A 14,656-nucleotide genomic window follows, 5' to 3' on the forward strand; every position below is an offset into this window, starting at 1 on the left:
TTGCGCGCGCCCTGTCATCGCGCCGACCATGGCCTCCCGCGATGGCCCCGACCGATCCGCCGGAGCGCTCGCTCACCGACCGCATCCTCGACGTGGTCGCGGAGCTGCTGCCGACCCGCGCCGGCGGCGCGCCCGACGACGGCGACGAGGACAGCGCCCTGTCCGAGCTCACCAGCCGGGCCGAGCGGGCGCTCCTGGGCTGGGCGGCCGAGCGGCTGCGCGGCCGGGCCGGGCTCGAGCGCGGCCTCGACCGGCTCGCGGCGGCGGGCCGGCCGCTCGAGCTGTCGGCCCAGATCGATCCCGGCACGCCGGTGGGGCTCGAGGTCGCGTTCTTCATCGACGGCGCCCACGTCGGCTCGGGCCGCACCAGCGAGCTGGGCGCGGCGGTGTGCGCGGTCACCGCGCCGGCGATCGGCCTGCACGTGATCGCGTCGGAGCTGCGGGCCGACGACGGCACGGTGCTGGTCCCGGCCCAGCCGATCGCGCACCTGCAAGTGGTCGGCGACGGCCCGGTGGTCGTGGCCGACGCCCGGCTGCTCGACGACGACGTCGCGACGGTCGCGGCGGTGGTGCGCGCGCTCGCGACCTACGGCGTGACCGTGTGCTGGGCCGAGCTGGCCGACGTCGCCGGCGTGGCCGCGCGCCATGCCCAGCTGGCCGACGCCGGCCTGCCGGCCGCGGCGGTGCTGGCGCTGGGCGCGCGCGAGCGCGACTTCGCGACCCTCGGCGTCGACTTCGGCCTGGTCAACGCGCAGCTGCTGGTGCGCCGGCTCCGCGCCGCCGGCGTGCCGCTGGTCGCGGCCCTGACCACGACCACGACCGTCGACGCGCCGGCCGCGGTCGGGCTCCTGGCGTTGACCGTGCCCGACCTGGTCGCGCGGCTCGCGACCGGCGCCGGCCTGCCCGAGCTGTGGGCGGCGGCGGTGGCGTTCGTCGACGCCCGCGACGACGTGACCGGCCCGGCGGCGCTGACCCGGCGCCTCGATCTCATGACCGCGACCCGCGCGGTCGCGGGCCACGCGATCGAGATCGAGCTCGACAACCGCGCGGCCCGGGCGGCGCTGTTCGCCGACCTCGAGCGGGCCACGCGCTCGATCCACCTGCAGTTCTACATCCTCAAGCCCGGCCGGTTCGCGACCGAGCTGGTCGAGCGGCTGCGGGCGCGCGGCCGCGCCGGGGTCGCGGTGCGGCTGGTCGTCGACGCGCTCTACGCCGGTCACGACCTGCTCGGCCGCACCAACCCGGTCGTCGCCGAGCTGCTCGATCAGCCCGGGATCGAGATCGTCGCCAGCGATCCGATCACGCTGGGCGGCCTCGATCGCGTCGCGCTCAAGCAGCGCGACCACCGCAAGCTGGCGATCATCGACGGCGAGGTCGCCTACGTCACCGGCCGCAACGGCGCCGACGAGTACTACCTGGGGTTCGACGAGGTCGAGATCGACGACGCCACGCCCCACGACGCGATCCCGTGGCTCGACGCCCACGCCCGGGTGCGCGGCCCGCTGGTCGCCGAGCTGCAGCGCGTGTTCGTCGCCAACTGGCGGCGCAACGGCGGCCCGACGCTGGCCCGCGCCGACCTCGGCGCGCCGGCGCCGGTCGCCGGCGACGTCCTCGCCCGGGTCATCACCCACGACGGCATCGACGACGCCCGCGCGCTGGCCAGCTACGACGCGCTGTTCGCCGGCGCGCGCGCGCGCATCGTCGTCGTCAACGACTTCCCGGTCATCGCCGACCTGGCGATGCGGCTCATCGCCGCGGCCCAGCGCGGCGTCCAGGTCGACGTGCTGACCGGCAACGGCCTGGCCCGGCGCGGCGACGGCACGTTCTTCGCGGGCCCGCGCCACCGCGAGCTGTTCGAGTACATGGTCAAGCACCGCTACGAGCCGCTGCTGGCCGCGGGCGTGCGGGTCGCCGAGTACGCGGCCCCGGCCTGGCCCACGATCACCGCCACCGGCGGCCGGATCCGCCCCTACGTCCACGCCAAGGTGGTCGTCGTCGACGGCTGCGTCGCCAGCGTCGGCACCGCCAACCTCGACGCCACCGCCAGCCACTGGGAGCGCGAGGTCAACCTGGTGATCGAGTCACCGACGATCGCGGCGGCGCTGACGGCGCAGCTCGACGAGCTGCTGGCCCAGGCCCACACGATCGATCCGACCTCGGCGGCGTGGCGGCGCGAGGCCCCGCACCGCGCGGTCGCCAGCCGGCTGTGGCCCGATCGCCTGTACTCGTGACGGCGCGGCGCCTGGCGGCGCGCGTGACGTGCGTCCGGCGCGCACCCATCCGGGGCCCGGGCGTTGGCGGGTCAGGTGGTCTCGGGCGGGCCCTGTGGCGTGCCGCGCTCGAGTACGGGTCGATCCAGCCAGCGGCGCTCAGCGCGCGGCCCGGCACATCTCGGTGCGGAGCGCGCAGCGCAGGTCGAGCGTGCCCGACACGGTCGCGCCGTCGCCGCGGGTCGTGAACGAGAACGTCGCGACCAGGCCGTGGGCGTCGAACCGCGTGACCTCGAACGTGCCGCCGGGCGCCGGGGTGAGCAGCGCCTGGTCGGCCGTGCCCATCACGGCGATCTGGCCCTTGTCGCCGCCGATCGCGTAGGCCTTCGGGCCGAACGGCAGGTCGGCGTAGGTGGTGCCGGGCGCGGCGGTGAAGTTCAGCCGGACCCCGTCGGCGACACAGTTGACCATGAGCGGGTACAGCCGCGGGTCCTTGCGCATCGCCCCGTCGACGTCGGCCGGCGACTTGACCATGTAGCTCAGGGCCTGCCGCAGCTCGGCGTCGTTCATGAAGTAGTCGGACATCAGCGCGGCCTCGCCGCCCGGCGCCGTCCACGAACGCGGCGCCGGCCGATCGATCGTGATCTGGCACGAGCCGGCGTCGACTGCGGCGGTGGCCGTCGGAGCCGTCGGAGTCGTCGGCGCGGGCGCGGGCGCGGTCGGGCCCGCGGGGCCGGCCGCAGGCTTAGCCTCATCCTTCTTGCCGCAACCGAGCGCGGCGACCACGAGCACGCAGGGAAAGACACCAGCAGGGGTGATGCGCATCGCCCCGAGAACCTAGCCACGCGGCGTCGCGCCCCCAGGTGGTCAGATGCCGCAGCGTCCACGGCGCCCCGGCCGTTGTGCCGCCGACACCGTGGCGGCGGTCAGCTCGCTGACAGCCTGTGACGCCCAGGCGTCCAGCCGGTGAACACCCGCCCACCCTCGGCGGCGAACGCGGGGTCGTCAGCAGCGTCGGCCGCGCGCGCCGCTCACCGCGGCAGCGACCGGGCCCGGGTCGTGCGCGCGACGAAGATCAGCGCGTCGAAGCGACCGGCCAGCGCCGGCGGCGGGCCGACCGCGGCGGCGCCGAAGTACATCGAGCCGACCTCGCGCATCCGGTGCGGCGCGGCCAGCCAGTCGGCGACGACGCCCGACGGCGCGGTCCGCAGATCGACGGCGAGCAGCGGGTGGCCGGTCGCGGCGAACGGCGCGGCCACGTCGGTGTCGGGCGCGGGCCCGACGGTGAACGCCCTGAGGTCCATCCCGGTGGCGCCGTCGGTGCGATCGATCGCCTGGAACTCGCCTCGATCGAACACGAGGCCCAGCGCCAGGTAGTCGGCCCCGAGCGCGCGGCGCAGGTGGGCGCCCATCGGCACCATGCCGAACGTGCCGGAGGTCTCGACGTGGCCGTTGTGGGCCCAGACGACCATCCGCGCGCCGCGCGGCGCCTGGGCCAGCAGCCAGCCGATGTTCTCCGCCATCGCCTGGTCGCGGACGTCCGCGCTCGCGCGCCCGTCGCGGGCCGTGCGCATCGCGTCGGCCTGAGCGAGGATCCGCAGGTCGTGCTGGGCGTCGGCGAACGCCGCGGCGCCGCCGGCCCGCCGCCAGGCCTTGGCCCGCGCGGTGAAGCGCGCCGTCAGCGCCGCGAGCCCGGCCGCCCGCGTGCCGGATCGCCCAGCGGCGCCAGCAGCGCGTCGGCCTCGGCGGGCGCGACCTGACGCACGAACGCCGCGACCGCGGCCTCGGCGACCCGCGGCACCTGCATGTCGAAGCCGACGAACTGCACCTTGCGCCGGTGGGCCGGATCGGCGTTCCACGCCCGCATCCACTCGATCATCGCCAGGACCTCCTCGGTGTCCCAGGTCCAGAAGTAGATGCCGGCCAGGGCCGCGCGCGCGTCGCCGGTGCCGTGCAGCACGTAGGCGTTGATCGCGCGGCACTCGGGCTGGTTGGCCTCGATCGCGAACACGGTGAAGCCGTGCTCGGCCACGAGGTACTCGAGCAGGCGGTGCTTGAGCTGGAAGAACTCGCGGGATCCGTGCGTGGCCTCGCCGAGCCCGACCACGCGCGCGGTCCCGACCATGCGCCCGATCGGCGCGAGGTCGGCGAAGCCGTGACCGGCCTCGACCGTGGTCAGCGGCGCCCCGGCGCGCCCGAGCCACGCCGCCACCTCGGGCGGCGCGGGCGCCAGCACGGTCACCGGCACCTCGAGCGTGACCGCGTCGCCGACGCGCGCCGCCGAGCCCGTCCCCTGGACGCGCTCGCCCAGGACCAGCGCGCCGTATTGATCGCCCCGCGGCAGCACCGCGGCGAAGGTGCCGTCGGCGGCCGCGGGCAGCGCGAACATGTCGCCCGAGTGCTCGGACACCGGCCAGACCAGCACCGGCTCGCCCGCCGGCACCGGCGCGGACGCGACCAGCCGCCCGCGCACCTCGACGCCGCCGCCGTCGGGCAGGATCACCCGCAGGTCGCGGCGATCGCCGTCGTAGCGGGCCTCCTCGATGAACCCGCCGACCCGCCCCGGCGCCAGCGCCGACACCGACAGCGTCCCCGAGGTGACGGTGGCGTGGAACCGCCCCGCGCGATCGCCCGCGACCAGCGCCACCAGCTGGTTGGCCTGGATCACCGCGACCTGGGCCCCGGGCACGACCGCGCCGTGGCCGTCGACCACGACGCCGCCGACCTCGATCGGATGGGGCGGCGCCGCCTCGACCACCTCGACCACCTCGAGCGCGAGGTCGTCGAACCACGCGGTCCCGGCGCCGACCAGCAGCGGCCCGAACACCAGCCGCTCGGCGCCCGCCGGCACCTCGAGCGAGGCGATCGCCTCGCGCCAGTCTGACGTCCCCACCAGGCCGCGATCAGACATGTTGTCCAGACCACCGGCCCCGCCGTCGACACGAAGCCAGAGCCCGGCCCAGCCTGGCGGGCCCACCCCGTCGGTGCGAACCCAGCCGTGCAGGCGCACGCGCTTGCCGCGCAGCGCGGTCGCATCGAGCGACGCCCCCGCCATCGCGGCGCCGTCACCGGTCCCGATCACCCGCAGGCTGTGATCGCCGCTGTGCGCGACCGTGTCGGCGCCGCCGCGCGGTGTGGCGTCAGCCGCGCCGCCGGGCCCTGCGGCGCGAGGCGTCCAGCCCCGCGGCAGATCGCCGTCGAGCTCCTCGAAGCCGAGGTTGAGCTCGGCGCCCAGGGCGGGGACCGGCGACCGGGCCGGCGCGACCGCGGTCGGGGACGCGGGCGCGGGCGGGGCCTCGACGGGTGTCGGGGCCCGCGTCGCCCCACCACAGCCCACCGCCGCGAGCACCATCATCCAGCCTGGCGGACGCATCGCCGAGACGACACACCCAGCGCGCCGCGGTAGCGGCGGCACCGCGCGGGGGACCGAAACCGAGCCAGCGACCGGCATCATCATGCGGCCGCACCATTCACGGCGCGTGCCAGCGCCGGTCAGCCGACGACGCGGTTGCGCCCCGAGCGCTTGGCCTCGTACAGGTTGGCGTCGGCGCGCGCCACCAGATCCTCGGGCCGGCCTGGGTTGGCGTGATCGAGCGTGGCCGCGCCGAGGCTGACGGTCGCGGGGATCTCCAGGCTCTCGTGCATGAGCGGCGCGCTCGCCACCAGCGCGCGCAGCACCTCGGCGAACGCCATGGCGCCGGCGAGGTCGGTCGACGGCAGCACCGCGGCGAACTCCTCGCCGCCGTAGCGCGCCAGCAGATCGCTCGCGCGCACCCGCGGCTTGAGCCGGCGGCACAGCTCCTTGAGCGCGGCGTCGCCGGCGAGGTGGCCGTGGGTGTCGTTGATCTTCTTGAAGTGGTCGATGTCGATCATCACCAGCGACAGCGGCGTGGCGTGGCGCACGGCCGCGGCCAGCTCGCGCTCGAGGAACTCGAGGAAGTGGCGCTTGTTGTGGACCCCGGTGAGCCCGTCGATGATCGTCATCCGGTAGATCTCTTCGTGGTACTGCGCCTCGACGTTGTCGCCCGCCAGGAACTTGCAGATCGACACGCCGAAGCGGACCAGGTCGCCGTCGCGCAGCGCCTGCCGCTGCACCTTGACGTCGTTGACGTAGACCCCGTTGGTCGACCCCAGATCCTCGACCTGCCAGCCGCCGTCGTCGCGGAAGACCCGCGCGTGCTTGCGCGACAGGCCCTCACCCTCCAGCGGTATGTCGAGGTCCGGCAGGCGCCCGACCACGTGCTCGGGCCTGGTCAGGCCGAACCGGCGGCCCATGCCGGCGCCGGTCGGGTAGATGACGAGCAGCACCGCGTCCCCGGTCGGCGTGTCCGACTTGGGGATCGGAGGCGCCATCTGCAGGAACAGCGTCTTCTCTTTCTCACCGGACATTGCGCACCTCCGAGAATACGCGATCTGTGCCGAACGCGCGCAGCATCGGTGGGGTAGCGAGCGTCAGGGCGCCTTCTGCTGCTCGCGCTCGATGCTCTCGAACAGCGCCCGGAAGTTGCCAGCGCCGAAGCCGCGATCGCCCTTGCGCTGGATGATCTCGTAGAAGAACGGCCCGGCCGCGGGGTCGCCGTAGAGCCCGGCCGACTCCTTCAAGAAGATCTGGAGCATGTAGGCGTGGTGGTGGTCGCCATCGACCAGGATCCCGAGGTCGCGCAAGATCGCGTGGTCCTCGTCGATCTGGCCGATGCCGGTCTTGTCGAGGCGCGCCGGCAGCATGTCGTAGTAGCTGCCCGGGGTCGGCATGAAGGTCACGCCGCTGGCGCGCAGGCCGCGCACACCGGACACGATGTCGGCGATCGTGAGGGCGGCGTGCTGGACGCCGTCGCCGCGCAGCTCCTCGTTGAAGATGTTGATCTGCGAGGCCTTGAAGTACGGCCGGGCCGGCTCGTTGTTGGCGAACTTGACCTGGCTGGCCGGGTCCCACATGACGATCGACTTGAGGCCCGAGCCGGTCTGGCGGTGCGGGTCGACGTCGCTGGTGTGGAACTCGACCTGCCAGAGCTGCTCGAGCCCGAGCACGTGCTCCATCCACAGGAGCGCCGGCTTCATGGTCTGGAAGTTCGACGTCACGTGATCGACGTGGCCGAAGCCGTACCGGTTGTGGGGCCCGGCCGCGACCGCCTCCGCGCCCGGGTACAGCGCCTGGTAGCCGCGCCGCTGCCGGAACCGGAACGTGGTGTCGCCGAACGGCGTCGTGATCGAGAACTGGCGCAGGGTGCCGGCGTCGCTGGTGAAGGTCTCGATGTCGGAGATCGGCGTGCCGCCGCGGCCCTCGAGCAGCGCGAACGTGCGCTCGAGGTCCTCGACCTCGAACGACAGCGTGCCGACGCCGTCGGGGTGCTTGGCCAGGAACCGGGCCGCGCGCGACGGCGGGCCGGCCGCGCCGGCGATCGGCGCGCTGACGACCACGGCGACGTCGCCAGCGGTGAACCCGATCGAGCGCTGGCGGCCCTGGGCGTCGAGGTCCGGCGTCGAGCGCCAGGTCTCGGCGAAGTCGAGCCGGTCGACGTAGAACCGGCGGCTGCGCTCGAGGTCGTGGACGTAGTAGTGGAGGCCCTCGAGGCGGATGATTCCGAGCGAGTCGGGCTTGGTCACGGCGGCTCCTGCGGCGAGTGTGCCGTCGCAGATACCACGGGCCGGCAGGGCCACGCGACCGCGCGGGTCGTCGTTGCCGACGCCGCCGGTGCGTGCTAGACGATCGGGGTCGTGCGCATCGCGTCCTCGCCGCTCCGGAAGACCTGACGACGGTTCCCTCGAACCGCCTCGTCCAGTTCTGCACGTCTTTCGTTCGAGCCGCGCGCCGTCGCCGTCGCTGCCCTGTGGGCCGGCGCCGCCGCGCTGGAGGAAGTCATGAGCCATCCGGTCGTCATCGTCGAGATCCGCGCCGCCGAAGGGGGCGCCGACGCCAAGCTCCTGGTCGCGGAGCAGTTCGCCATCTACCTGCGGCTCGCCGCCCGGAGGCGACTTTGACCTCGAGCTGTGCGCCGACCGCCCCGGGCTGATCGTGTTCCGCGCCAGCGGCCTCGACGCGCCGCTGTTCGCGGGCGAGGCCGGCGGTCACCGCTGGCAGCGCATCCCGCCCAACGAGAAGCGCGGGCGCGTCCACTCGAGCACGATCACCGTCGCGGTCCTGCCGGAGCCGGCCACGGCCGAGCTGGTGATCCCGCCCGGCGACCTCGAGTGGTCGACGTGCCGGGCCACCGGCTCGGGCGGTCAGCACCTGCAGAAGACCGACAGCGCGGTCCAGCTCCGGCACGTGCCGACCGGCCTGATCGTCAAGAGCCAGAGCCAGCGCTCGCAGCACCAGAACCGGGCGGTGGCCCTGGCGACCCTGCGCGGCCGGCTGTCCGCGGCGGCCGCGGCGGACCGGGCGCGCGACCGCGGCGACGCGCGCCGGCGCCAGGTCGGCAGCGGCATGCGCGGCGACAAGCGCCGGACCGTGCGGGCCCAGGACGGCACCGTCGTCGATCACCTGACCGGGCGGACCTGGCGCCTGCGCGACTACGAGCGCGGCGAGTGGTAGTCGGCGCCGGCCGTGGCACCCTGGCCGCGTGCTGCGCCACCTGCTGTTGATCGGCGACGTCCACGCCGAGACCACCCGGCTGGGTCACTTGCTGGCCCGGGCCCGGGCCACCGCGCCCGACGCGATCCTGTGCGTGGGCGACATCGTCGACGGCGCCGAGGACGCGGCCGCGTGCGTGGCCCAGCTGGCCGAGCACGGCGTGGTGACCGTGCGCGGCAACCACGAGCGCTGGTACCTGGACGATCGCGCGCTGGCCACGCCGCCGCTGCCGGCGGCCGAGCACGCGTGGCTGGCGGCGCTGCCGGCGACCCGCCACCTCGACACCGTCGCCGGGCCGCTGCTCTTGTGCCACGGCGTCGGCGCCGACGACATGCAGCGGCTGCGCCCCGACGACGAGGGCTACGCCCTGGCCTCGAACTTCGCCCTCGAGGAGCTGGTCGCCGACGGCGTCTACCGCTGGTTCGTCGGCGGCCACACCCACGAGCCGATGGTGCGCCGGTTCGGCGCGCTGACCGTGCTCAACCCCGGCACGCTGTGCCGCGACAACGCGCCCGGCGCGCTCGAGGTCGACCTCGGCCGCGGCCGCGGCATTTGGCTACGGGTCGAGCTCGACGGCGTCACCGCCCTGCGCAGCTTCGAGCTGGCCCTGGGCAGCCCGTAGCCCGTCACCCGTCGAGGATCGCGTCGAGCCAGGGGTTGCGGAACTTGCGCTCGGGATCGAACCGGGCCGCCAGCGCCGCGAAGGCGTCGAGGCGCGGGTACTGCTGGCGCAGGTAGGCGCGATCGAACGTCGCCTCCTTGCCCCAGTGCGGGCGCCCGCCGTGGGCGCGCGCGAACGCCTCGAACCGCTCGAGCTGCGCCGCCCAGTTGCGCCGATCGATGTTGTAGAGGGACAGCCACACGGTGTCGCGCTGGTACCCCGGCGACAGCCACAGGTCGTCGGCCGCGCTCCAGCGGATCTCCTGGATGAAGTTGTAGGTGTGCCCGACGGCGGTGAGCTCGGCGCGGTAGGCCGGCAACAGCGCCGCCGCGGTGCGCGCGTCGAACGCCCACTCGGCCTCGCGGTGGACCGGCGGCACCGGCGTCAGGAACCCGATCGCGCTCGGCACGACCCGGTCGAGCGGGCGCCCGGCCTCGCGGGTCAGGAACCGGTTGATGCCGGGGATCCAGCGCCGGCCGCTGAGCTGCCCGACCGCGACCAGCGTCCGGTAGACGCCGACCGACACCACCCGGTCCTTGATGAACCGGCGCAGCGGCGAGTCGTCGGCGGGGCGATCGGTCCGGCGCCGGTCGTAGACGATCACCTCGTCGCCGGGCGGCAGCCACCACAGCTTGTAGTGATCGCTGGCCGCGACCGCGGCGTCGAGCCCGGCCACCGCGTCGGCGAACGAGGCCCGGCCGGTGACGTCGTGGAGCTGGAACGCCGGCACCACGTCGAACGTGACCGCGGTGACGACGCCGAGCGCGCCGAGGCCGACCACCGCGCCGGCGAAGTCAGCGTCGCCCCGGGCCAGCGTGACCACGTCGCCGCGGCCGTCGACCAGCTCGAGCCGCGCGACCCCGGCGCTGATGCACGGGAACCGCGCGCCGCTGCCGTGGGTGCCGGTGGCGATCACCCCAGCCACGCCCTGCTGATCGATCGAGCCCAGGCTGGCCAGCGCCAGGCCGTGATCGGCCAGGTGCGCGTTGAGCTCGAACAGGCGCATCCCGCCCTGCACCGTCACCTGCATGCGCGCGCGGTCGAGCGCGATCGGCGCGCGCATCCGCTCGAGCGACACCAGCGTGCCGTCGGTGACGATCGCCGGCGACCACGAGTGGGCCGCGCCGACCGCCCGCAGCCGCCGCGCCGCGCGGACGAGCGCGCGCACCTCGTCGCGATCGCGGGGCCGCGCGATCGCCGCCGGCGTGAACCGCAGGTTGCGGCCGAAGTTGCGGACGGTAGCCATCGTGCGAGTCTACCCGCGGCGCCGCGCCGAGCCGGTGTCGCTGGTGCGGTCAGGTGTAACACCCGACGCGACAGGCGCGGGGCGCGGGCCGCGCGAGTCCGCGCCCTTGCCCGCGGCACGGGCCTTGCGATGGCCGCCGCCATGTCCAAGCACCTGTCGCTCGCTTGCTGCGCCCTGCTCGTCTCGACCGCCTGCGCCTCGCCCGAGGTCGAGGACGATCCGATCGACCAGCCCGAGCTGACCGCCGCCGAGGTCGCGGCGGCGTGGCGCATCACCCAGACCATCGGCAACGCGCCGGCCTCGGCGGGCTACCACGCCGCCGACGGCACCGTGAACGGCCGCGCCTACTGCGCCGCCACCGATCTGTCGGTGCGCGGCCTGACCGCGACCCAGATCCACAACCTGCTCGAGCGCCTGGCCCGGGCCGGGTTCGCCGCGTGGTACCGCAAGGACGGCGTCGACGGCTGGCGCGGCGCCGACCACATCCACGCGGTCTACGCCAACAGCAAGATGAAGACCCAGCTCCGCGCCCAGGTGCGCTCGTTCCTGGTCGGGCGCAACGGCCTGGTCAGCAACACGCGCTACCGCTGGCACAGCTTCACCGCGGCGGCGCTGCGGGTCGTCACCGCCAAGTTCGCGGCCAGCGCCAGCGGGACCAGCAACGGCGGCGCCGGCGTGCCCGCGCGGATCAACACCTCGGGCGCGCCGCTGACCGTGCGCGCCGGCGCCAGCACCTCGACCGCCGCGGTCGGCTCGGTCGCCGACGGCGCGTTCGTGACCATCCGCTGCCAGCGCGTCGGCCAGGCGGTGACCGGCACCTACGGCCGCTCGACCCTGTGGGATCGCATCGACGGCGGCTACGTCGCCGACGCCTACGTCGCGACCGGCGCCGACGGCCAGGTGGCGCCGACCTGCCCGTGACGGGTTGCACCTGTAACAGCCGGCGCTACAGCCCGCGCGGCGGCGCCTGGGATCCCGCGCGGTTGGCGGTGGCGCGGGGCTTGCTGAAGGACCAGCCATGACCCACTCGCGCACGTTCGTGTTCCTCGCCGCCGCGCTCGCGTGCGGCGCCTGCACCACCCTGGTCGCCGACGACGTCACCGGCCCCGACGACCCCGCCGGCGATCTCGGCGACGAGCTCTGGGACGACGACGGCCCGCTGCCTGGCGACGAGGCGTCAGACGCGGCCGAGGCCGTGCCGGATCTGTACGCGGTCGCGCCGCGGTTCCAGGTGCCGTTCCCGTGCGGCCAGACCTGGGCTGGCCAGACCCGCACCAACCACAGCCCCCAGAGCTCGGTCGACTTCAACCGCGCCAACGACGACGGCGATCCGGTCGCCGCGGCGGCCGCGGGCACGGTCACGCGCGTCGCCAACGCCGGCTCGGTCAGCTACGGCCGGTGGATCGAGATCAGCCACGGCAACGGCTACACCACCCGCTACGCCCACCTGTCGGCGCAGCGCGTCTCGGTCGGCCAGACCGTGCGCCAGGGCCAGGTCATCGGCAACGTCGGCACGACCGGCGGCTCGACCGGGCCGCACCTGCACTACGAGCAGCGCCACAACGGCGTCGCGGTCCGCGCCGCCTTCGACGGCGCCGGCGCGCTGTACTTCGGGACCCGCAACTACAAGAGCGTCAACGCGTGCAGCGGCAGCGCCGGCGTCGCCGGGCGCGTGAACACCGCGGGCGCGCCGCTGACCGTCCGCGCCGGCGCCAGCACGTCGACCGCCGCCCTCGGCTCGGTCGCCGACGGCACCCACGTCACGATCCGGTGCCAGCAGCGCGGCCAGTCGATCACCGGGACCTACGGCACGTCGACCCTGTGGGACAACATCGGCAGCGGCTACATCGCCGACGCGTACGTCGCGACCGGCTCCGACGGCCAGGTCGCGCCGACCTGCCCGTGAGCCGCCCGTGCGTCAGCGGCAGTGATCGTCGCGGCCGGTCTCGACCACGCAGCCGGCGACGCAGACCTCGGTGCGCACGCCGACGCCGGCCTCGCACCGGTACAGCGCCTGGGGGTCGCCGTCGACCTCGTCGCCGCCGCAGTAGAAGCCGCCGGTGGTGCACGGCCCGGGCTGCCCGTCGTCGGCGGCGCGGCAGGTGTCGTCGGTGGTCGGCGCCACGACGCAGCCGGCGCGGCAGCGCCCGCGGGCCTTGGGCACGCCGTCGCGATCGCACTGGTACAGCGTCGCCGGATCGCCGGCGAGCTTGTCGCCGCCGCAGTACAGCCCGCCATCGACGCACGCGCCGATCGGCGACAGCTCGATCGTCAGCCCCGCGCGCTGCCCCGGCGCCAGCGTCGTGCTGGCGGCGCCGGTGCCGAGCACCATCGCGCCGAGCTTGCCCGCGGCGACGACGCCGACCTCGATCGGCAGGTCGCCGTCGATCGCGATCGCCAGCGCGGTGACCACCGGCAGCTCGACCGCGCCGCCGCCGCCGGGCGCGGTCGCGGCGTAGGCGTGGAGCTCGCCGTGGAGCACGTCGAGCTCGAGCTGATCGATCGCGCCGACGGTCGCCGACTCGATCCGCACCGCCACGCACGCGCCGGCGACGTCCGCGCACGGATCGGGCCCGGCGCAGCCGGCGACGGCCGCGACCAGCAGCGCGCGGCTCACGGCCGGCACCCGAGCGCGTCGCAGCGGATCGGCGGCAACACGGCCGGGTCGTCGGGCTGGCTCGCCAGGACGATCGCGGTCGCGGTCAGCGCCGCGGCGCCGGCCACGGTCGGCCAGAACCACCAGCGCCGGTGCAGCGGGCGCGCCGGCCGGCCCAGGCGCAGCTCGACCGCCAGCGCGCCGCCGGCCGGCACCAGCACCGTGCGCGTGACCGAGGCCCGCCCCGGATGATCGGCGACGACGGTGTGCGCGCCCGCGGTCACGGCCAGCGCGTGGTACGGCGCGGGCCCGACCACGGCGCCGTCGAGGTGGATCACCGCGCCGGCCGGCGCGGTCGTGACGTGCAGCGCGCCGGTGCGCAGGCACAGGTCGCGCAGCCGCTCGAGCTCGGCCGCCCGCGGGTCGCCGGCCGGGACCCGCGCGAGGAAGTCGTCGGCGCTCGCGCGCGCGGCCTGACAGTCGCCGAGCTGGACCGCGGTCAGCGCCAGCCAGCGGGACGGGTTGGCGCGGTCGGGCACCAGCTCGTGCGCGATCGTGAACTCGCGGCGCGCGGCCAGGTAGTCGCCGGCGCGGAACGCGGCGACGCCGCGATCGAGGTGGAACAGCGCCGTGGTCTCGGTCGCGTCCGCGCGCGCGCCGCCGACGCTGGCGACCGCGGCGGCGACGAGGATCGAGGCCACCGCGCGGCGCATCCGTGCCATAGTAGGTCGCGACCCTCGATGTCGCAACTCGTCGTCGGAGACTACGCGCTGGGCGCGCTGCTCGGCCGCGGCGGCGCCAGCGCGGTGTACGCCGCGCACGACCGGCGCACCGGCGCCGCGGTCGCGGTGAAGCTCCTGCGCGACGACGACGACGCGCCCGCCGCCGCGCTCGCCGCCGCGCTGGCCGAGGCCGCCGGGCCCCGGGCGATCGATCACCCCGCGGTCGTGCGCGTGCTCGACGTCGGCTGCGACCCCGCGACCGGCCGCTGCTACCTGGTCATGGAGCAGATCGACGGCGAGACCCTGGCCGCGCGGCTGCGCCGGGTCGGCCGCCTCGACGAGGCCGCCGCGCGCCGACTGGGCGCGGTCATCGCCGACGGCATGCAGGCCGCCCACGATCGCGGCGTCGTCCACCGCGACCTCAAGCCCGCTAACGTCATGCTCGCCGGGGACGCGCCGCGGATCGTCGACTTCGGCATCGCCAAGCACCTGGGCGACCGCGCGGCCACCACCACGGCGCGGCGGATCGGCACGGTCGCGTACATGGCGCCCGAGCAGCTCGCCGGCGGGCTGATCGCGCCGGCCGTCGACGTCTGGGCCCTGGGCGTGATCCTGTTCGAGGTCGCGACCGGCGCGCTGCCGTTCGACGG

Annotated in this window: 13 protein-coding genes; 5 read left to right on the top strand and 8 right to left on the bottom strand. The window is 75.2% G+C overall.

Going from position 1 to position 14,656, the window contains the following annotated elements; all coding sequences use genetic code 11:
* Nucleotides 1-41: 41 nt before the first annotated feature.
* On the top strand, nt 42-2,231 hold the full coding sequence (locus tag IPL61_04500) for a phosphatidylserine/phosphatidylglycerophosphate/cardiolipin synthase family protein (GenBank protein ID MBK9030592.1): 2,190 nt from the start codon (nt 42-44) through the stop codon (nt 2,229-2,231).
* A 138-nt stretch (nt 2,232-2,369) separates the two neighbouring features.
* On the opposite strand, the gene IPL61_04505 is transcribed toward IPL61_04500, so the two are convergent.
* From IPL61_04505 to IPL61_04525, 5 genes are all read right to left on the bottom strand, one after another.
* Nucleotides 2,370-2,795, bottom strand: a complete 426-nt coding sequence (locus IPL61_04505; protein MBK9030593.1) for a hypothetical protein — start codon at nt 2,793-2,795, stop codon at nt 2,370-2,372.
* 446 nt (nt 2,796-3,241) lie between these two features.
* Nucleotides 3,242-3,784 carry an erythromycin esterase family protein gene (locus IPL61_04510; protein ID MBK9030594.1) on the bottom strand — a complete coding sequence of 181 codons (543 nt, stop codon included), beginning with the start codon at nt 3,782-3,784 and terminating at the stop codon, nt 3,242-3,244.
* 104 nt (nt 3,785-3,888) lie between these two features.
* Entirely contained in the window at nt 3,889-5,583 is a 1,695-nt protein-coding gene (locus tag IPL61_04515) for an erythromycin esterase family protein (GenBank protein MBK9030595.1), read from the bottom strand.
* Nucleotides 5,584-5,702: 119 nt separating this feature from the next.
* On the bottom strand, nt 5,703-6,599 hold the full coding sequence (locus tag IPL61_04520) for a GGDEF domain-containing protein (GenBank protein ID MBK9030596.1): 897 nt from the start codon (nt 6,597-6,599) through the stop codon (nt 5,703-5,705).
* A 63-nt stretch (nt 6,600-6,662) separates the two neighbouring features.
* Nucleotides 6,663-8,078 (bottom strand): VOC family protein, encoded by a 1,416-nt coding sequence (locus tag IPL61_04525; GenBank protein ID MBK9030597.1) that lies wholly within the window; start codon nt 8,076-8,078, stop codon nt 6,663-6,665.
* A gap of 145 nt (nt 8,079-8,223) precedes the next feature.
* Between IPL61_04525 and IPL61_04530 the strand changes: the two genes are divergently transcribed.
* Together IPL61_04530 and IPL61_04535 are read left to right on the top strand one after the other, a co-directional pair.
* Nucleotides 8,224-8,742 (top strand): PCRF domain-containing protein, encoded by a 519-nt coding sequence (locus IPL61_04530; protein ID MBK9030598.1) that lies wholly within the window; start codon nt 8,224-8,226, stop codon nt 8,740-8,742.
* 28 nt (nt 8,743-8,770) lie between these two features.
* The gene (locus tag IPL61_04535; protein MBK9030599.1) at nt 8,771-9,403 is read left to right on the top strand and encodes a metallophosphoesterase family protein; all 633 of its coding nucleotides are present in this window, start codon (nt 8,771-8,773) and stop codon (nt 9,401-9,403) included.
* Between the two features lie 4 nt (nt 9,404-9,407).
* Here IPL61_04535 and IPL61_04540 read toward each other — a convergent pair whose 3' ends face one another.
* Nucleotides 9,408-10,688 (bottom strand): FAD-binding protein, encoded by a 1,281-nt coding sequence (locus IPL61_04540; protein MBK9030600.1) that lies wholly within the window; start codon nt 10,686-10,688, stop codon nt 9,408-9,410.
* Between the two features lie 141 nt (nt 10,689-10,829).
* Here IPL61_04540 and IPL61_04545 point away from each other — a divergent pair, with 141 nt between their 5' ends.
* Nucleotides 10,830-11,609 (top strand): hypothetical protein, encoded by a 780-nt coding sequence (locus IPL61_04545; protein ID MBK9030601.1) that lies wholly within the window; start codon nt 10,830-10,832, stop codon nt 11,607-11,609.
* 97 nt (nt 11,610-11,706) lie between these two features.
* A complete protein-coding gene (locus IPL61_04550) occupies nt 11,707-12,594 on the top strand; it encodes a peptidoglycan DD-metalloendopeptidase family protein (GenBank protein MBK9030602.1) in 888 nt (295 codons plus the stop codon).
* Between the two features lie 12 nt (nt 12,595-12,606).
* Here IPL61_04550 and IPL61_04555 read toward each other — a convergent pair whose 3' ends face one another.
* Together IPL61_04555 and IPL61_04560 are read right to left on the bottom strand one after the other, a co-directional pair.
* Nucleotides 12,607-13,305 carry a hypothetical protein gene (locus tag IPL61_04555; GenBank protein MBK9030603.1) on the bottom strand — a complete coding sequence of 233 codons (699 nt, stop codon included), beginning with the start codon at nt 13,303-13,305 and terminating at the stop codon, nt 12,607-12,609.
* Nucleotides 13,302-14,495 (bottom strand): PEGA domain-containing protein, encoded by a 1,194-nt coding sequence (locus IPL61_04560; GenBank protein ID MBK9030604.1) that lies wholly within the window; start codon nt 14,493-14,495, stop codon nt 13,302-13,304. The genes IPL61_04555 and IPL61_04560 overlap by 4 nt, the downstream gene beginning before the upstream one ends.
* Nucleotides 14,496-14,656 lie beyond the last annotated feature (161 nt).

This window comes from Myxococcales bacterium, assembly GCA_016717005.1.
GTDB lineage: Bacteria > Myxococcota_A > Polyangia > Haliangiales > Haliangiaceae > UBA2376.

Coding starts and splice junctions, on each gene's coding strand:
- IPL61_04520 (MBK9030596.1), bottom strand. CDS start 6,599: ATGTCCGGTGAGAAAGAGAAGACGCTGTTCCTGCAGATGGCGCCTCCG.
- IPL61_04510 (MBK9030594.1), bottom strand. CDS start 3,784: ATGCGCACGGCCCGCGACGGGCGCGCGAGCGCGGACGTCCGCGACCAG.
- IPL61_04515 (MBK9030595.1), bottom strand. CDS start 5,583: ATGCGTCCGCCAGGCTGGATGATGGTGCTCGCGGCGGTGGGCTGTGGT.
- IPL61_04500 (MBK9030592.1), top strand. CDS start 42: ATGGCCCCGACCGATCCGCCGGAGCGCTCGCTCACCGACCGCATCCTC.
- IPL61_04525 (MBK9030597.1), bottom strand. CDS start 8,078: ATGGCTCATGACTTCCTCCAGCGCGGCGGCGCCGGCCCACAGGGCAGC.
- IPL61_04540 (MBK9030600.1), bottom strand. CDS start 10,688: ATGGCTACCGTCCGCAACTTCGGCCGCAACCTGCGGTTCACGCCGGCG.
- IPL61_04545 (MBK9030601.1), top strand. CDS start 10,830: ATGTCCAAGCACCTGTCGCTCGCTTGCTGCGCCCTGCTCGTCTCGACC.
- IPL61_04505 (MBK9030593.1), bottom strand. CDS start 2,795: ATGTCCGACTACTTCATGAACGACGCCGAGCTGCGGCAGGCCCTGAGC.
- IPL61_04550 (MBK9030602.1), top strand. CDS start 11,707: ATGACCCACTCGCGCACGTTCGTGTTCCTCGCCGCCGCGCTCGCGTGC.